We start from the raw sequence: 19315 nt of genomic DNA on the forward strand, positions 1-19315 counted from the left end.
TAATTCTTGAAATTGCATTAGTTTATCTGAATAATTAGCTGTAATTTTGCACCCTATTTTAAATACATATATGAATAAATTTGAACAATTAGGATTGAATGAATCGTTACTGAAGGCGATTTTAGATCTAGGATTTGAAAATCCGTCAGAGGTACAGGAAAAGGCGATTCCCCTATTATTGGAAAAAGACACAGATATGGTTGCGTTGGCTCAAACAGGGACAGGGAAAACGGCAGCTTTCGGTTTTCCGCTAATTCAAAAAATTGATGCCGACAACAGAAATACACAAGCATTAGTTTTATCGCCAACACGCGAGTTATGTTTACAGATTACTAACGAACTTAAAAACTACTCAAAATACGAAAAAGGTATTAATGTGGTAGCAGTTTACGGAGGAGCTAGTATAACAGAGCAAGCAAGAGAAATAAAGAGAGGTGCACAAATTATTGTGGCAACTCCAGGAAGAATGCAAGACATGATTAACAGAGGTTTAGTGAACATTAAAAATATAGATTACTGTATTCTTGATGAGGCTGACGAAATGTTAAACATGGGATTCTATGATGATATTGTATCTATTTTATCAGATACTCCAGACGAAAAAAGCACATGGTTGTTCTCTGCAACTATGCCGCAAGAGGTTGCTAGAATTGCAAAACAATTCATGAGCGAACCACTAGAAATTACTGTAGGAGCTAAAAACTCTGGTTCGTCTACAGTTTCTCACGAATTTTATTTAGTTAATGCTCGTGACCGTTATGAAGCTTTAAAACGTTTAGCTGATGCTAATCCAGACATTTTTTCTGTAGTTTTCTGTCGTACAAAAAGAGACACTCAAGCTATCGCTGAGAAGTTAATTGAAGATGGATATAGTGCCGCTGCGTTACACGGAGATTTATCTCAAGCGCAACGTGATGGTGTAATGAAATCGTTCCGTGGAAGACAAATTCAGATGCTTGTTGCTACTGACGTTGCTGCACGTGGTATTGACGTTGATAACGTAACTCACGTTGTGAACTACCAATTACCTGACGAAATCGAAACTTACAACCACCGTTCTGGTCGTACAGGTAGAGCAGGAAAATTAGGTACTTCTATTGTAATTGTTACAAAAAGTGAGTTACGTAAAATTTCTTCTATCGAAAGAATCATCAAACAGAAATTCGAAGAAAAAACAATTCCGTCTGGAATCGAAATCTGCGAAATTCAGTTATTACACTTAGCAAACAAAATTAAAGATACTGAGGTTGATCACGAAATTGACAACTATTTACCAGCAATCAACAACGTTTTAGAAGATTTATCTAAAGAAGAATTGATTAAGAAAATGGTTTCAGTAGAATTTAACCGTTTCATTGCTTATTACAAAAAGAACAGAGATATTTCTACTCAATCTTCAGACAGACGTGAAAGAGGTGATTCTGAGCCAAGAGAATTCAACAATAACGGAGCAGTTCGTTATTTCGTAAACATTGGTTCTAGAGATAACTTCGATTGGATGTCATTAAAAGATTACTTAAAAGAAACATTAGACTTAGGTCGTGATGATATCTTTAAAGTTGACGTAAAAGAAGGATTCTCTTTCTTTAACACTGATCCTCAGCATACAGACAAAGTAATGGACGTTTTAAACAACGTACAATTAGAAGGTCGTCGTATTAATGTTGAGATTTCTAAAAATGATGGCGGAGGAAGACGTGACCATAACAACCGTGGTGGCGGACGTAATTCTGGCGGACCAAGAAGAGAAGGAAACTTTGCTCCAAGACGCGAAGGCGGATTTAGAGGAGACAGAAATTCTTCAAGAGATGGCGGATCACGTGAGGGAGGTTTCAGAAATGATAGAAATTCATCTGCTCCAAGAAGAGAAGGTGGTTTTAGAAGTTCTGCTCCAAGAAACGAAAATGGAGGTTCTGATAGAGCTCCAAGACGTTCAGAAAACTTTGGTGATAGCTCAAGACCAAGAAGATCAAGAAGAGATTAATCATTTAATTTCTTAAAATATAAAATCCCAAATTCCAGATATACTTGGAACTTGGGATTTTTTTTATTCAAATTTTTATTCCCCATAAGTAAGTTTTGCAATCTAAAACAATTTACTAGCCTCTTCTATTAACTCAAAAAAGCAATATTGAAGGCTTTGTTAATTTTCTTATAATTAAATTCCAAGACTGCGAGATATTTAATCCCGATTTACTACTTTTAGTGCTTTAAATCAGGATATGAAATATTTCGCAGTTTTCTTTTTTACACTATTAGCCAACTTTGGTTTTGCGCAAGATACGCAGCCAACGGTTCCACAAAGAGTTTCAGGTTATATTATTAATGATAATAGCAAACAGCCCCTTGCTGGCGTAAACGTCATCAACACTAACAAAGTGCGTGGTGCGAAATCTGATGAAAAAGGATATTTTGAAATTGATGTGCAAGTTAACGATACGCTTCATTTTTCTATTTTAGGATTTCAATCGCTAAGAATCAGAGTAACAAATGACTGGGTAAAAAACAAAGTAACCAGAATTCAACTTACTGAAAAAGCAATTGCGCTAGAAGAAGTTATTATCGCTCCTTTTACGCTAACCGGATATCTTGAAATTGATTCTAAATTAATTCCAACAAAAGAAAACTATCGATACAGTATTTCTGGTCTTACACAAGGCTATGAGGCAGGAGAATATGCACCAAATGCATTTGGCAAAGTCCTCGGTTCGATTTTTAATCCCGCCGATATGCTCTATAATTTCTTTGGTAAAAATGGCCGAGAGCTCAAGAAACTAAAGGAAATGAAAAAAGACGATACCGTTAGAACGCTTTTAGAATCTAAATATGATCGCGAAACTGTTGCTGTATTATTAGGAATTAGCAAAGACGAAATTCCAGAAATTATGCACAGGTGCAACTATTCTGATTCTTTCATTCAAACCGCAAATGACTTGCAGATTATGGACGCAATTAGCGCGTGTTATGAACAGTATAAAGTCTTAAAACGAAATTAAAAAAGTAATCAGTGGTCAGTTTTTTAGTGGTCAGTATATACAAAAAAAGGAGTGATAAAATCACTCCTTTTTTTGTCATTATAAGTCGTCTGCTAGATCACTGAACACTAAAAAACTGAACACTGAACACTGACCACTAACCCTTAACTGGTATATTAGAAAGAATTTCTAAGACAAATTTCCAATATTTCTGAGCCGAAGAAATACTTGCTCTTTCATCTGGAGAGTGTGCTCCATGAATAGTTGGTCCAAAAGAAATCATGTCCATATCTGGATAATTTGTTCCTAAGATTCCGCACTCTAAACCAGCGTGACAAGCTACAACTTTTGGTTGTTCTCCATTTTGTTTTTCGTATATTTCTTTTAAAACTTCTAAGATTTCAGAATTTACGTTTGGAGTCCATCCAGGATAAGAACCAGAAAGCTCAACTTCGCATCCAACCAATTCAAACGCAGAACGTAACGAATTTGCCAAATCAAATTTTGAAGATTCTACAGAAGAACGCGTTAAGCATCCAACCAAAATTTCTCCGTCTTTTATCACAACACGAGCAATATTATTTGAAGTTTCAACCAAATCAGCCATATCAGCACTCATTTTATAAACTCCATTTTGTGCTGCGTATATTGCCCTGATAATTCCTTCCTGAACTCCTAAATCCATTACTTTCTCTGGCAAATCACCTTTTACAATTTCAATAGATAAGTTTGGTTCAGTTGTTTTGTATTCTGCTTTTATGTCTGCAATAATTTCCTGCATATCATAAACGTAAGCTTCATCAAACATTTGAGAAATAATAACTTTAGCAACGCTTTCTCTCGGAATCGCATTTCTAAGACTTCCTCCATTAATTTCAACAATCTGCAAACCAAAGTTTTCAAATGCATCAAATAACAAACGATTCATAATTTTATTAGCATTTCCTAATCCTTTATGAATATCCATTCCTGAATGCCCTCCGTTTAATCCTTTTACGGTAATTGTATAACCAACAGAACCTTCCGGAACTTCTTCTTCATGATATGTTCTTGTTGCTGTTACATCAATTCCTCCCGCACAACCGATATCAATTTCATCATCTTCTTCTGTATCAAGATTTAACAAAATCTGTCCTTGTAAAATACCACCTTTTAGATTTAAAGCTCCTGTCATTCCTGTTTCTTCATCAACAGTAAACAAAGCCTCGATTGCAGGATGCGGAATATCTTTGCTTTCTAGAATTGCCATAATAGTCGCCACTCCTAACCCATTATCAGCTCCAAGCGTTGTGCCACGCGCGCGAACCCAGTCACCGTCAATATACATGTCGATTCCTTGTGTATCAAAATCAAAAACTGTATCTGCATTTTTTTGGTGCACCATATCTAAATGTCCTTGCATTACAATTGGCTTACGATTTTCCATTCCTGGAGTCGCCGGTTTTCTAATAATTACATTTCTGATTTCATCTTCGAAAGTTTCTAAACCTAAGCTGTTTCCAAAGTTTTTCATAAACTCAATTACACGCTCTTCTTTCTTCGATGGACGAGGAACAGCATTTAGATCTGCAAATTTGTTCCAAAGTGCTTTTGGTTCCAGATTTCTTATTTCTTGACTCATTATATTTTGTTTGATGTTTAACAATTAAGAGCTTCAAAGTTACAAAGTTTAATTGCTTTTTGAATACAAATTATAGGAATTAGCACAAAACATAATGACTAAAAATAAAATATCAATTGATTGTTGTTGTGGCGTATTGACACTTATTTGGTAATAATAAAAACTGTAAACTTCACTGAGGCGTTCCTATCGGAACGTTTGAACTCATTTGAATCGTTTTTTTCTACCAACGAAATGTTCCAAGAGGAACATATCAATAAATTTTCTAAAAAAACGAACTGAACTTCTTTATAATTATTATTTTTATAAAAAACCAAAACCGTGAAATCAAAATATATTCTCCCTATATTTCTTTTAGTTCAGATTATCTTTTTAAGAATCCTTCGATATTTTCCAGATTATGTAGAAGGTTTTTATAGCAATAATATATTTCGTAGAATTTCTCATTTTTTAAGAATCGGTCTTGGTAAAATTCCTTTTTCGCTTGGCGATTGCATTTACGCTTTTCTTATTTTAGCTATAATTGGATGGTTTTGGAAAATCCGAAAGACTTGGAGAACAGATTGGAAAGACCACATTTTAACCATATTAAGTAAAATTTCTGTTTTTTACTTTTTCTTTCATCTGCTTTGGGCTTTCAATTATTATCGTGAACCTCTTTTTGAAAAAATGGAAATAAAAAGAGAATATACCGATGCTGATCTTTTGAATTTTACTCTAAGACTTATTGCAAAAACTAACGAAGTCCAGTATCAAATTACTAAAAATAAAACTTCAAAAGTTGTCTTTCCTTATTCTCAAAAAGAATCTTTTCAGATGATTTTAAATGGCTACGATAATTTAGCGAAAGAACATCCTTATTTCAAATATAAAACGCTAAGTGTTAAAAAATCACTCTTTAGCGTTCCTTTAACCTATATGGGATTTGGCGGTTATTTAAATCCTTTTACAAACGAGGCCCAAATTAATGATTTACTGCCAATGTATAATTTCCCGTTAACCACTTCACATGAAATGGCACATCAAATTGGATTTGCAAGCGAAAATGAATGCAATTTTATTGGTGTTTTAGCTTCCGTTAAAAATGAAAATTTATATTATCAATATTCCGGATATAGTTTTACTCTTCGTTATTGTTTGGGAATTTGGCAATATAAGAACGAGAACATTTTTAAGCATTTAAAGAAAAAAGTTAATATTGGAATTTTAAAAAATTACCAGGAAAGCCAAGATTTTTGGAAAAAATACGACACTTTTATTGACGAAGGTTTTCATTTTCTATGGGATAATTTTTTAAAAACAAACAATCAAAAAGACGGAATGGACAGCTACAGTAAGTTTATCGATTTGATGATTAATTATTATAAAACGCGTCAATTGTAAAAGTTGCTACGAATTACACTAATTAATACTAATTTTAAAAGTATAAAATGCTTTTTGCTTTAATATTTAGAAAAGAAATTCGTGAAATTTGTGAAATTCGTGGCAAAAAAAATATAACTCAACTGTAACAAAAATCATTTCACAACTACTAATACAAATATGAGCGAAAATCTAGAACAGTCATTTGTTGCGCAGCTGCAAGCAAATCAGAATATAATCCACAAGATTTGTAGATTATATACTGCTGGCGAAGATGCTCATAAAGATCTGTTTCAAGAGATTACCATTCAGCTTTGGAAAGCTTATCCAAAATTTAGAGGTGACAGTAAATTTTCGACATGGACTTATCGTGTTGCATTAAATACTGCAATTACACTATACCGAAAAACCAAAAGAACTATTTCTACCGTAGATTATGAAAATCATCAGCATTTTGTAAAAGATGTTGATTATAATTATGAAGAAGAGGAACAAATTAAACTGATGTACAAAGCAGTTTATCAATTGAATGACATCGAAAAAGCATTAGTTTTTATGTATTTAGAAGACAAAGATTATCAAGAAATAGCTGAAACCTTAGGAATAAGCGAAGTGAATGCGCGCGTGAAAATGAACAGAATTAAGGGGAAACTTAAAAAAATACTAAATCCTTAAAAATTATTATGAAAGAACTGGATTTACTAAAAAAAGACTGGCAAAAGAACACTGCTTCTTTTCAACAAATTTCTGAAACTGAAATCTATAGGATGATTCATAAAAAATCATCTTCTATTGTAAAATGGATTTTGATTATCAGTATTTTGGAAATTTCTTTTTGGACTTTTTCGAACATATTCATCAACACGGATGATGTATTGCGAAAAATGAATCACCCCGAAATTGTTACTACCCTAGAGTTTTTAACCTATTTTAATTATGTTGTAGTTTTAATTTTTGTGTATATATTCTACAAAAATTACCGAACAATTTCGACTACAATTGCCACGAAATCACTGATGAGCGCTATTCTAAAAACTCGCAAAACTGTTCAATATTACGTTTGGTATAATCTAGGAATGATTGTAATAACCTCAATTCTAAGTTTTTTTATTGCATTTGTCTACAACCCAGACATGGAATTTCTGAGAGAAAAACTCGCAGTAAATGGGAGAGCAATGTTTGTTACAGTCGGAATATTAATTCTGGTGATATTAGGTTTCTTCGGATTATTTTGGTGTTTTTACAGAATTATTTACGGAACACTTTTACGCAGATTATATGCGAATTATAAGGAGTTGAAGAAGATAGACTTTTAATAAGTTACAAAGGCTCAGAGTAACAAAGGGACAAAGTTTTTAAACTTGAAACCTGAAACTTGAAACAAAAAAATCTTAAATCAGAAATCTAAAATTTCTAGTATTCCCACTGTCTCAATCTGTTAAGCTCTTCTTGCGCTTTGATTTCTTCAGCAGGAATAACTTTTAAGAATGATGGATGTTGTTCGATTGCGTATTCTACTTTTTCTACAATTTCATCAATTGTATCATTTTCATAATCAATTTCTAAAGGTTCTTTGATAATGAAAGATTGCAGAATTCCTTTTTTCTTCATTCTAAGTCCTTTTTTATCAAAAGAACGGCGGAAACCGTCAATAACAATGGGAATTACGATTGGTTTATGTTGTTTGATAATATGTGCAGTTCCTTTACGAACTGGCTTGAATGATTTTGTAGTTCCTTGAGGAAAAGTAATTACCCAGCCATCTGCAAGAGCAATTTTAATATTTTCAGTATCATTTGGATTTATTTCGCGCTTTTCGGTTACATCAACACCTTTTGCACGCCAAGTTCTTTCTACCGTGATTGCACCAACGTAAGCTAAAATTCTTGGCAATAAACCAGCTTGCATTGTTTCCTTTGCAGCAACGTAGTATATATTCATCTTTGGTTGCCACAAATAACCAATGTTCTTAATAGTATCTTGACGCCCTGATAAACTTGCGTTAAAGACATGAAACATCGCTACAACGTCTGCAAAATAAGTCTGGTGATTTGATATAAATAAGACATTAGTATCTGGAAGCGTTTTAATAATTTCAGATCCCTCAATCTGTAATTCATTAAAACCTCTATATCTTCTATGCGTCATGGCTCCCAAAATACGGATCAACCATTTCTTGATGAATAATATATGCCCAAAAGGATTTCGTTTAAACAATCCCATAACTAATTTATCTTGTTTTTATGTTAGGTCGCAAACATACAAAAATTATTCTATCAGCAACAGTTTATAAAATTTTCTCGCATTAACACCTATTTAAATGAATATCAAATTGTTAAATTAACATTAATCCATCTGATTTTCAAAAGTTGTTCTTAACACATCTCTCAATTCGCTCAAAATCATGGCTGTTGCTCCCCAAACCACATGATTTTGAATATTAAATGCCGGAACTAAAATATTTGCTCCATAAGAAGTTGATAATCTGGCTTCGATTATTATTTCATCATTCAAAAAAACCGAAAGAGGCAATTCAATAATTCCTGCAACTTCTCTTATATCTGGATAAAAAGACAGTTCTTCTTTTGCAATTCCCAAAAAAGGATGCACTAAAAAATTACTCGGCGGAATATACATTGGAGAAAATTTTTTAATAATTTCTATCTTCTCACGTTCAATTCCAACTTCTTCATGGGTTTCTCTCAGAGCCGTGTTTTCAAAATTAAAATCGCTTTTCTCAAACTTTCCACCAGGAAATGCAATTTGAGCAGAGTGAACCCCTTCATATGTGTTTCGAACAATCAAAACCAGATGCGTTTTTTCTTGCTTAGGATAAAACAACATCATTACTCCTGCCATTCTTGCATTTAATGCTTCAATATCAAGATTTTTTAATCCCTCAATACGCTCTTTCGGAGCCATTTTTAAATGTGAAGCTATCGCTGGCAATTCAATCGGAATTATATTGGGAACATATTTCAAAAAGTCTTGAAAATTCATAATCAAAGCTTATTTTTGTACTTTCAAATAAAACATAAATATACTCCAGAAAACGCAGTACCGCAAGTTTTCTAAAATTAAAGCCTAAAAAATGTACAGCAGAGAAGAATCACAAAGAATAAAAAGAGAATTTTGGGTAGCATTTGCCGAAAAATATCCTCGTAAATGGGTACTTTATGATACTAAAATAAAAGACTTCTCTTTTAAGTTTTTTGTAGATAATAAAAAAGCGCAGGTTTTAATTGACATTGAACATCGAAGCGACGAGAAAAGAAATGCTTATTTTGAAAAATTAGAAGCTTTAAAAGGTATTCTTGAAGAAGAATTTATTAAAGATTTAGTTTTTGAAAAAAATTATACTCTTGAAAGCGGTAAAACAATTAGCAGAATTTGGGTAGAAAAAACCGGCGTTGGTTTCAGCAATAAAAACAACTGGGATGCCATTTTTGATTTCTTCAACGAAAAAATGCACGCTCTTGAAATGTTCTATTTAGAATATGATGAGTTTATTAAGGATATTGATTCTTTGTAGCTATTAAGCTGCTAAGTTTTTAAGTTGCTAAGTTTCTTAGATTTTATATAGAAACCCCGACAGACTTTTTAAATCTGTCGGGGTTGTTATTTTTATTGAAGTCTGAAATACTTAATTATCCAAAACCTTTGCAACTTAGAGTCTCAGCGCCTTAGAACCTCATTTTTAAACTGTAATAATATTATAAACAATAATATGATCGTCGTAATTAATGTAAAGCTGTTTTCTAAAATCTTGTTTTTTGCGCGTTATAATTGATAATTTACATTCTTTTCCATCATTATCTTTACACATAAAAGAATACGTAATATCGGTATCGTTTTCCTCTCTTTCTATATAATCTAAAATCTTAAAAAGCTGAATTTCCTGAGAATATACTACAATTCTGTGTTTGTCTGTATCTAAAACCACCGAAAGATTCACCAAATTTAAATTGGACCATTCGCCCCATTTTCCTCTTTCATTTTTTTCTAAAACGCTAAATCCCGAAGTTTTAAAATGATAAGACTGGCTTTGAACCTTTTGCAGTCCCAGTGCTAAAAAAAGTAATAATATATAAGTGCGGATAGAATTCATAAAATATTTCTTGCAGATAATTAAAACTCAAATTTAGTCTTTTCTTTGGATGCGAGTTCAAATTCGGCAATCATTTGTTGAATAATTTCTTCTACAGGCAAAATATCATGAATCAAACCTGCCACTTGTCCAATTTCTAATTCGCCTTCTTCCAAATCTCCTTCAAACATTCCTTTTTTAGCTCTGGCACGCCCCAAAAGCTGAATCAATTCTTCTTTAGAAGGACATTTTTGATACAAATCCTGAACATCCTGATAAAATTTATTTTTTATCAATCTAACTGGCGCTAATTCTTTCAAAGTCAATTGTGTATCGCCTTCTTTAGTATTAACTATCGTTTCTTTAAAATTATTGTGTGATGAAGATTCTACAGATGCTGCAAATCGGCTTCCGACCTGAACGCCATCTGCACCTAAAACCATTGCTGCCAGCATTCCTCTTCCTGTTGCAATTCCTCCTGCCGCAATTAACGGAATTTGGATTTTTTCTTTCACCATCGGAATCAATGTCAATGTTGTAGTTTCTTCTCGGCCGTTGTGACCGCCTGCTTCAAAACCTTCCGCTACGACGGCATCAACACCAGCGTCTTGTGCTTTTAAAGCAAAAACACTGCTGCTTACAACATGGACAACGGTTATTCCTTTTTCTTTTAAAAATGAAGTCCACGTTTTAGGATTCCCTGCCGAAGTAAAAACGATTTTTACGCCTTCTTCAACCACAATATTCATGATTTCCTCTATGTTAGGATACAACATCGGAATATTAACTCCAAATGGTTTATCGGTAGCTTTTTTGCATTTCTGAATATGCTCGCGTAAAACTTCTGGATACATTGAACCTGCACCAATAAGTCCTAAACCTCCCGCATTACTTACTGCGGAAGCCAATTTATAACCGCTATTCCAAATCATTCCTCCTTGAATAATTGGATATTTTATATTAAAAAGCTTAGTGATTTTATTCATTAAAAAATTTATTGCTTGATGATTTTTCCTGTCTTATGCAGATTTTCAGTATCAAAACTGTAAAAATAAAGTCCGCTTTGTAAAGATTGAAGCGAAAGAACTGGATTTGAACTATTAATTTTTTCTTCAATTAACTTTTGCCCTAAAACAGAATAAATAGTTACTGAAGCCGTATTATTTTGATTTAAAAAAGAAAAAGTAACTGTATTTTTTACTGGATTTGGATAAACCGAAAAAGCCGTTTCTGCAATAAAATTATCTACACTTAAAGTTGATCCAAAATTCGGAATTCCGTAACCGTAATTATTATCTGGCGTCGTAAATCGATCAGAAGAAGCCAAAATCATCTGTCTGATTTCTTTATTGGTTTTAGTTGGGAAAGCTTGCCATAAAGAAGCTGCCATTCCCGCCATAATCGGACATGAAAAAGAAGTTCCGTTTGCTGTGCCAATAGTTCCATTTACACTAGAAACGACCGCAGCTGTTCCCTGCGCCATAATATCTGGTTTTATTCTGCCGTCGTAACTTGGTCCGATTGAACTAAAACTAGACCTTGTTTTAGTTGCCGTAACAGAACCAACTGCCAAAACAGAAACTGCATCGGCAGGAGAACCAATATGATTTTCTGTCTGAGTTCCTTCATTTCCAGCCGATGCGAATACTAAAATTCCTTTGCTAAAAGCAATCTCTGCGCCACGAGAAATAAAAGTCGTAATTCCGTTCATCTCGCTATAAGTATGATTGTATCTCGATTCGTTACGATCTCCAAAATAACCTAATGAAGTTGTAATAATATCAACTCCCAAAGCATCAGCTTTTTCCGCTGCTTCAACCCAAAGTGATTCTTCCAACGGATTCTCAATATTATCTTTTTCTATTTCTGTGATAAAAAGGTAGTATGATGCATTTGGAGCAGTTCCTATTAAAGCATTTTCTTTGTAGCCGCCCATTGTAGAAAGCACCATTGTCCCATGACTACCGCCTGCATAAAAATTAGCATTTCTTTCGGTATAATCGTAACCACCCAAAATTTTATTGTTGTTTCGAAGATTTTCAAATGGGTGCGCTGTGTTAACACCCGGAAAGCCTGCATCAAAAACTGCTATAATTTTTCCTTCCCCAGTATAATTCTGCTGATGCAAAACTTGTCCGTTCAACATCTGAATTTGATTAGCAGAATTACCGTAAGCGTAATCAATTGTGGTTTCTAACTTGTTTTTTGTTTTATTAATCTGATTTTCAGAAACTTTTTTTGCCGAAGTGTTTAAAGTTTTATCTGCAAATTCTATTTTTTGTACGAAAGCCAAAGTTTTCAAAGCATTAACATTTGCCTGAGAACCACGGATATGAAGCGCGTTAAGCCATTTAGACTGAGCCATAACCGTTATACCATTGCTTGCCGTAATTTGGTTCACATAGGAAGTTTCTAAAGGCGCATCGGTAATATCTAATGCTATATTTTGATTGGTTCTTCGATCTAAAGCTTTCTGAGAAAGTTCTGTTAATGGATTAGCAAAAAAAGCCTGAGCATTAGGTTTAGCATTAAAATAAACCCAAGCTTCTTCTTGCCCGAATACCGTAAAAGAAAGAAGTATTAAAATAAAAGTAAAGTTATATTTCATATTATACCGTTTTAGGAATTTCTTCCAACGGTATAAATTTAAGAAATTACTCCTGAACCAGCTAATTCATTTTCTAAATACCAAGCTACAAATTGCCCTTCGGTAATTGCAGACTGCGGTTCTTCAAACTCTACATACATTCCGTCTTCAAATTGATGCAAAACCGCTTTTTGCAAAGGCTGGCGGTAACGGATTCGAGCCATTACTTCCATTTTTTCACCTGCTTTAAGCGTCAAATCTTCTCTAATCCAATGCACTTCAGATTTTCCAACAAAAAGAGCTTTTTTGAATAATCCGGGATGTGAGCTTGATAAACCTGTATAAATAGTATTCGTTTCAACATCTGTAGCAATTACAAATAAAGGATCTGTCGTTCCTCCTACATTCAGACCTTTTCTTTGTCCAACTGTAAAATAATGAGCGCCTTGGTGTTTTCCAACTACTTTACCCATTGTTGGAAGATATTCTAATTTTTGAGATTCTAGTTTTAATTTTTCTTCTAAAGAAAGTTCAGACGATATATCAACATTATAAATTGAATCGTTTTTATCAACTTGAACAATTTTACCTTCTTTTGGCTGTAATTTTTGCTGCAAAAATTCTGGAAGGCGAACTTTTCCAATAAAACATAAACCTTGAGAATCTTTCTTTTCGGCTGTAACCAATTCCATTTCGGCAGCTATTTCGCGTACTTCTGGTTTTGTTAAAGCGCCAATCGGAAACAAAGCTTTAGACAATTGTTCTTGTGAAAGTTGGCATAAAAAATATGATTGATCTTTATTAACGTCATTTCCGGCAATTAATTGATAAACCGTTTTTCCGTCAACTTCGATTTCGCTTTTTTGGCAATAATGTCCAGTTGCCACATAATCTGCACCAAGACTCAAAGCGATTTTCATAAACACATCAAATTTGATTTCGCGATTACAAAGCACGTCAGGATTTGGCGTTCTTCCTTTTTCGTATTCGTTAAACATATAGTCAACGATTTTTTCTTTGTATTCTTCGCTTAAATCAACAGTTTGAAACGGAATTCCAAGTTTTTCAGCAACAAGCAAAGCATCGTTACTGTCTTCAAGCCAAGGACATTCGTTAGAAATAGTAACAGAATCATCGTGCCAGTTCTTCATAAAAAGGCCAATAACTTCGTATCCTTGCTGCTGCAATAAATATGCGGCAACACTAGAATCTACTCCACCTGAAAGTCCAACAACTACTCGTTTCATTTTGAAATGTTTAATTTTTTAAGGTTGCAAAGGTACGCCAAATAATAGAAAATTTCACAAAGGTTTGCATTACTTTAAGCAATCCCGCGGTAGATAAAACTTATTGCTTTTTTAAGTACATTTATTCATCAATTCAAAAAGAATGAAAAAATACATTTACAGCTTATTTTTCCTGTTCGTCCTGACTAATTTAAATGCTCAGCGTTTTGTATCTTCTCTACCGAATTACGAATCGTACAAAGCATTTAAAGGAAAACCTTTGTCTGATAAATTTTCTAATATCGAATCTATCAAAGTGGTTTATGACATCCGAAAACAAAAAATGTATTATTTCAATAGCAGTCTCATTTTATTGCATTTTGATTTTGTCACCAATTATTTAGGCTACAGCAAAGACCTTGATATATTTAATAACGAAAATTATAGCGATACAGAAAAAAACAGAGATTATTTACTTGGGAATTTAAATCATATAAAAGGCACCGATAAATGGATTTTCGAACTCGCTGCTTCAGATCATATGCCTATTACTTTAATTGAACGTTTTTTTAATTTAGTCAGAACTTCCACTTTTATTGGGGAAAAATTAAAATTCTATTTGAATAATCCCGAAATGATGTCATGGTTTCAGCAGCAGAAATTTAAAATTCCATGCGTCAAATCAGATTATATTTTTGGTGAAATTAAATATCAGGAAGTTGTCCGTGGCAGTAATATTGGAATTTTAAAGCAATACAAAATCAAAGATTTAGAAACTACAAAACCTAATTCTGATGAAATTATTATTTTGAATGGAACGCCAGATATTCTTCCAAACGTGCGTGGAATTATTGTAAACGAACTTCAGACACCGTTAAGTCATTTGGTTCTTTTAGGAAAAAACAGAAAGATTCCGATTATGGCTTACACGGAAATCGAAAAAGACAACAATATCAAAAGATTGCTGTCTAAAAAAGTAGAATTGAAGATTGCTGTCGATACTTTCTACATTAAAGAAACAACTAAAAAAATCCCAGTTAAATCTGCTGCAAAAAAGAAAAAGTTAATTATTGATAACAGCATTACCGAATTGGTCAATTTGGCTGAAATTCCTAAAAAAGGTGTAAATTATATTGGTTCAAAAGCGCAAAACATGGCATATTTGATTGCCATTTCAAAAGAAACTCCATTTAAAGTTCCAGAAAATGCGCATGCCATTCCGTTTTATTTTTATAATCAACATATTCAAAAATCATCTATTTCTCCTTTAATTGCTGAACTTTTAGCATTTCCTAAAAAAGATTCTACCGTTTGGATTAATAATCAATTGAAAAAAATCAGAGATGCTATCAAAAAAGAACCTATTGATTCTCAATTAATTTCGAAATTAAATCTAGCTTTTAAAGACGCCAAATTCAAAAACTTCAGATTTAGATCTTCAACCAATGCAGAAGATTTAGACGATTTTAATGGAGCAGGTTTGTATGATTCGAAAACAGGAATTCTCGGAGATTCCATCAAAAGTTTTGAAAAAGCGATAAAACAAGTTTGGGCAAGCGTTTGGAATGAAGCTTCATTTAATGAAAGAGAACTTTTCGGAATTGATCAACAAAATATTGCCATGGGAGTTTTAGTACATCGTTCTTTTCCAGACGAATTGGCAAATGGCGTAATTATTACCAAAAATATATTTAGAGAAAATTTCCCAGGAATTACCGTTAATGTTCAAAAAGGAGAAAACTCTGTTGTAAAACCAGAAAAAGGAGAAATTTGTGAGCAATTTGTTGCTTATCATTTCAATGATGGAAAAGACGACACCGATTTTGATATCGACTATACTTCAAATTCTAATTTAAATAATAACGAACCTTTGCTAAGCCGATCAGAAATGAGCAATATTTTTAATGTCAGTAAAAAAATTGAAACTAAAATGTATCGATATTGGCGCAAAAATCAATTTCATCCTGTCGATATTGAGTTCAAAATTGTGGGCGAAAAAAGAGATTTGTATATTAAACAAGTTCGTCCTTTTAACGATTAATAGAAAACCAATAAATCTATTTCGTTTGTTGCAGTATTGATTAAAACGATTCTGAAATCAAATTCTTCAATTTTAATTTTTTCTTGAATTGATTTTCTAATGAATTCCTGATTTAAAGAAAAGTTATCGTCAAGCGGAATTTTCACATCTACAGAATTCAGATATTTTGAAGCTTTTTTATTTACAATAATTGAAGCTATTATATAAAATCCGATTATAATAATTTGAAAAAACAACAATAGTTCAATCTTTTCAAACGGATACATAATATCTAAAATCGATAATGTAATCGTTGCAAAAAGAAAAATAATAGCGTTTACAGTAAAAGATTGTGTTCTAAAGCGAAGTATCGAAAAAATAGCAAACAATCCAAATCCAATCCCTACTCCAATTTCAATTTTTGTAAAAAGATAACAAAGCGAAAAAGTACAAAGTCCCACAATAACCATTAATGGATTTATGGTCGCGTTATCTTTTCTATTGGAAAAAAAATACAGAACCAAAATCGAAAAAAACAGAAGCAGAAATCGTCCTAAAAGTTCGCTTAAATCCATAAATCAGAATAAATTGGTTACTCAAATGTAAACAATTTATTCTTTGGCTATTTTATTTTTATTTAAGGAAATAAAACTCTTGTACTATTATTTTTTCGGTGCAGAACCTTTCTCAGAAGCTTTATTTGTATTTTTAGGATCGCTCATATTAACTTCTTTCACTAATTTTCCTTTTTGATAAAACTGCCAAATTCCAGCTTTTTTACCATTTACAAATTTGCCTTTAGAAGCAACAGATTTATCAGAATCGTAAAAAACTGCGTCACCATTATACTCGTTGTTTTTAAAGTTGGATTCTTCCAGAAGCGTTCCGTCTTGACCTATTTTTTTATAAGCACCTTCTTTTAAACCATTTTTATACATCATCTCTTCAGCAATTTGAGCATTTGGATAATAAATAGTTCTTGCGCCTTCTAGTTTTCCGTTTTTATAATTCTCAACCGTCATTAAAACTTTAGAAGCTTTATGATAATATTTCCATTCTCCTTCGCGAGCTTTTCCAACTTCTTTTCCTTCGCTTACTTTATTTTTATTCTGATCGTAGAAAATAGTATACGAACTTCCATCATTAGCACTAAAATCTCTTGTTGCAATTACATCTCCTTTTTTAGTATCATCAAAAAACTTAAAAACACCCGTTTCTTTTCCGTGATCAAAAGTTCCTTCGTAACGAGGTCGTTTAGATTCGGCATAAGTTCCTTTCCAAAGTCCATCTTTTTTTCCAGCTGCATCAACTTTATTTACATCTGTTTGAGCATTTAAAAAGAATGAAGAAAGAAACAGAAATGCAAATATGATTTTTCTTGAGATCATAGATATAGTTTTATTTTAAGCTTAACGAAAATCTAAATTATAAATTATATTGGTATAAAAAAATCCCGATTAAATCGAGATTTTTTTATTGAGAATTATTTTTTCTTATTCTGAGCTTTTGCTGCTTCTTGTTGTTCCATTACTTCGTTAAGACGCTGTTGAAACTTACTTGGTTTCTTAGGCTCTCTCAGTTTATTTTCCTGAATTTGAGCGTGAATTTTATCACTGTCAACAATATAATTCTTGATAACAAACATAATTCCGATTGTAATTAAGTTTGAAATAAAGTTGTATAAAGATAACCCTGAACCATAATTATTGAAGAAAATCAACATCATTAATGGCGAAACATAAATCATGATTTTCATCATCTTTGCCATATCTGGCATACCTTCTTGTTGAGGCGCCGCCATTTGCTGATCTCCTGAAGTCATTTTCATGTAGAAGAAAATTGCAATTGCTGCCAAAATCGGGAACAAACTGATATGATCTCCATACATCGGAATAGTAAATGGTAACTTTACAACTGAGTCAAAAGATGATAAATCGTCTGCCCAAAGGAAGCTTTTTTGTCTTAATTCAAAAGCAGCAGGGAAAAACTGGAACGATGCATACATAAACGGCAACTGAATCAATGCTGGAATACATCCTGCCATTGGGTTTACGCCCGCCTTGTTGTACAATTTCATTGTTTCCTGTTGTTTCTTCATTGGGTCTTTTTTGAATTTTTCTCCCAACTCTGCAATATCAGGTCTTAAAACTTTCATTTTAGCCTGAGACAAGAATGACTTATATGTAATTGGCGACATAGCCAATTTGATGATAATCGTGAAAATGATAATTGCAATTCCTAAAGCCAATCCAATTGTTGAACTTAAGAATCCAAATAACGGAATGAAAATCCATTTGTTGATCCATCCGAAAATTCCCCATCCTAATGGAATAATTTTTTCGAAGTTTTTATCGTAAGCTTTTAAAGTCTTATAATCCGCAGGACCCATATACAAATTCATTTTGTAATCGATCTCACCATTTGTAAATGCTAAAGGTAAATTTGCTCTAAACTGTTTTGTAAAAACAGTATCGATTTTTTCATCCTTAACTAAATCATCAGATTGTAATTTTGAAGTTTCAAAAGGTTTTTCTGTAGATAAAATAGTAGTAAAGAAATGCTGTTTGAAAGCTACATAACTTACTTTTTCAGGAGTTTCTTCTTTACCTTGTCCGTGCGAACTTACGTTATTATATTTTGATTCGTTGTACTTGTAATCAATTTGAGCATAACGGTTTTCGTAAGCAATACTTTTTTCGTTTCTGTATGTTTTTAAATCCCATTGCAAATCAATTGGTTTAGCAGAATTTAAAACTCTGTTCAAACCTTGAGAACGAATATCAAAACCAACTAAATAATCGTTTGGTTTTAAAATATACTTGTATTCTAAAAATTCATTAGCTCCTGCTTTCAAACGCATAGATAAAACTTGGTCTGCACCGATTTTTTCTAATGTTGGTTCGAAATACAGATCTTTAGAATTTAATGTTCTATTATCTGAAGTAAGAAGTTGTAGATTTAAACTTGAATTGTTGTTTTTGATTAACTCAACTAATTGTCCAGAACCTTTTTTAAATCTTTCGAATTCTTTTAAAGTAGCTTCAACAATATAACCACCTTTATTAGCGATTTTAAGTTTAATCTTTTCGTTTTCGATTGTTGTAAAAGCTTTTTTTGCAGAAGGAAGTGTTGCAGAATAAGCAAATCCTCCTAAAGTTTTTTGCAATTTTGCCAATTGAAGTGTATCTCCAGGAGTTACAGCCGCAGCTGGTAATGATGCCGTTTTAGCTTTATCTGCTTTTGCTTGTGCTTCTTGTTTAGCAACTAATTCTTTCTTGGCTTTTTCAGCAGCAATTTCTTTTTCAGAAGGCTGATTTTGGTACATAATCCAAATCAAAATTCCAAATATCAATACAAAACCAATGATTGAATTAAAGTCTAATTTTTTTTCTTCCATTATTATTTAAAAAAGTTATTCATTGAAGCTTATTAGTAAT

General features: G+C 32.7%; 17 protein-coding genes. 7 read left to right on the top strand and 10 right to left on the bottom strand.

From position 1 onward, the window contains the following. The first annotated feature begins 70 nt into the window (after nt 1-70). Both P0R33_RS04725 and P0R33_RS04730 read left to right on the top strand, forming a co-directional pair. Complete coding sequence (locus P0R33_RS04725; protein ID WP_276174413.1) at nt 71-1984, top strand: DEAD/DEAH box helicase; 1914 nt, start codon at nt 71-73, stop codon at nt 1982-1984. Between the two features lie 238 nt (nt 1985-2222). Beyond that, a complete protein-coding gene (locus tag P0R33_RS04730) occupies nt 2223-2996 on the top strand; it encodes a carboxypeptidase-like regulatory domain-containing protein (RefSeq protein WP_276174414.1) in 774 nt (257 codons plus the stop codon). A 136-nt stretch (nt 2997-3132) separates the two neighbouring features. Here P0R33_RS04730 and P0R33_RS04735 read toward each other — a convergent pair whose 3' ends face one another. Beyond that, nucleotides 3133-4596 (bottom strand): aminoacyl-histidine dipeptidase, encoded by a 1464-nt coding sequence (locus tag P0R33_RS04735; RefSeq protein WP_276174415.1) that lies wholly within the window; start codon nt 4594-4596, stop codon nt 3133-3135. A 321-nt stretch (nt 4597-4917) separates the two neighbouring features. Between P0R33_RS04735 and P0R33_RS04740 the strand changes: the two genes are divergently transcribed. The 3 genes from P0R33_RS04740 to P0R33_RS04750 all read left to right on the top strand — a co-directional run bounded on the left by P0R33_RS04740 (nt 4918) and on the right by P0R33_RS04750 (nt 7274). After that, nucleotides 4918-5979 (top strand): DUF3810 domain-containing protein, encoded by a 1062-nt coding sequence (locus tag P0R33_RS04740; protein ID WP_276174416.1) that lies wholly within the window; start codon nt 4918-4920, stop codon nt 5977-5979. A 159-nt stretch (nt 5980-6138) separates the two neighbouring features. Next, nucleotides 6139-6633 (top strand): sigma-70 family RNA polymerase sigma factor, encoded by a 495-nt coding sequence (locus P0R33_RS04745; RefSeq protein WP_008462500.1) that lies wholly within the window; start codon nt 6139-6141, stop codon nt 6631-6633. Between the two features lie 8 nt (nt 6634-6641). Further along, complete coding sequence (locus P0R33_RS04750; protein WP_276174417.1) at nt 6642-7274, top strand: hypothetical protein; 633 nt, start codon at nt 6642-6644, stop codon at nt 7272-7274. 97 nt (nt 7275-7371) lie between these two features. Here the strand turns inward: P0R33_RS04750 and P0R33_RS04755 are convergent, their stop codons facing one another. Further along, nucleotides 7372-8181: a lysophospholipid acyltransferase family protein gene (locus P0R33_RS04755; protein ID WP_276174418.1), complete on the bottom strand. Its 810-nt coding sequence runs from the start codon at nt 8179-8181 to the stop codon at nt 7372-7374. A 123-nt stretch (nt 8182-8304) separates the two neighbouring features. Beyond that, nucleotides 8305-8958 (bottom strand): CoA pyrophosphatase, encoded by a 654-nt coding sequence (locus tag P0R33_RS04760; RefSeq protein WP_276174419.1) that lies wholly within the window; start codon nt 8956-8958, stop codon nt 8305-8307. Nucleotides 8959-9049: 91 nt separating this feature from the next. Here P0R33_RS04760 and P0R33_RS04765 point away from each other — a divergent pair, with 91 nt between their 5' ends. Then, a complete protein-coding gene (locus tag P0R33_RS04765; protein ID WP_276174420.1) occupies nt 9050-9490 on the top strand; it encodes a DUF4268 domain-containing protein in 441 nt (146 codons plus the stop codon). Between the two features lie 165 nt (nt 9491-9655). Here the strand turns inward: P0R33_RS04765 and P0R33_RS04770 are convergent, their stop codons facing one another. The 4 genes from P0R33_RS04770 to mnmA are packed head-to-tail and all read right to left on the bottom strand — an operon-like array spanning nt 9656 to nt 13879. Continuing rightward, nucleotides 9656-10066 carry a hypothetical protein gene (locus tag P0R33_RS04770; RefSeq protein ID WP_276174421.1) on the bottom strand — a complete coding sequence of 137 codons (411 nt, stop codon included), beginning with the start codon at nt 10064-10066 and terminating at the stop codon, nt 9656-9658. A gap of 20 nt (nt 10067-10086) precedes the next feature. Then, complete coding sequence (locus tag P0R33_RS04775; RefSeq protein ID WP_276174422.1) at nt 10087-11031, bottom strand: nitronate monooxygenase; 945 nt, start codon at nt 11029-11031, stop codon at nt 10087-10089. Between the two features lie 8 nt (nt 11032-11039). Further along, a complete protein-coding gene (locus tag P0R33_RS04780) occupies nt 11040-12653 on the bottom strand; it encodes a S8 family serine peptidase (RefSeq protein WP_276174423.1) in 1614 nt (537 codons plus the stop codon). A gap of 38 nt (nt 12654-12691) precedes the next feature. After that, nucleotides 12692-13879, bottom strand: coding sequence for a tRNA 2-thiouridine(34) synthase MnmA (gene mnmA, locus P0R33_RS04785; RefSeq protein ID WP_276174425.1), 1188 nt, complete (start codon nt 13877-13879; stop codon nt 12692-12694). Nucleotides 13880-14021: 142 nt separating this feature from the next. Here mnmA and P0R33_RS04790 point away from each other — a divergent pair, with 142 nt between their 5' ends. Beyond that, nucleotides 14022-15899, top strand: coding sequence for a PEP/pyruvate-binding domain-containing protein (locus P0R33_RS04790; protein WP_276174426.1), 1878 nt, complete (start codon nt 14022-14024; stop codon nt 15897-15899). Here the strand turns inward: P0R33_RS04790 and P0R33_RS04795 are convergent. The 3 genes from P0R33_RS04795 to yidC form a co-directional block, all read right to left on the bottom strand. Next, a complete protein-coding gene (locus P0R33_RS04795; RefSeq protein ID WP_276174427.1) occupies nt 15896-16453 on the bottom strand; it encodes a DUF4956 domain-containing protein in 558 nt (185 codons plus the stop codon). The two genes, P0R33_RS04790 and P0R33_RS04795, sit on opposite strands and share 4 nt — an antisense overlap. 87 nt (nt 16454-16540) lie before the next feature. Continuing rightward, nucleotides 16541-17266 (bottom strand): hypothetical protein, encoded by a 726-nt coding sequence (locus P0R33_RS04800; RefSeq protein WP_276174428.1) that lies wholly within the window; start codon nt 17264-17266, stop codon nt 16541-16543. 95 nt (nt 17267-17361) lie between these two features. After that, a complete protein-coding gene (gene yidC / locus P0R33_RS04805) occupies nt 17362-19275 on the bottom strand; it encodes a membrane protein insertase YidC (protein ID WP_276174429.1) in 1914 nt (637 codons plus the stop codon). Nucleotides 19276-19315 lie beyond the last annotated feature (40 nt).

Origin of the sequence: Flavobacterium sp. YJ01, assembly GCF_029320955.1 — a bacterium.
Taxonomy (GTDB): Bacteria; Bacteroidota; Bacteroidia; order Flavobacteriales; family Flavobacteriaceae; genus Flavobacterium.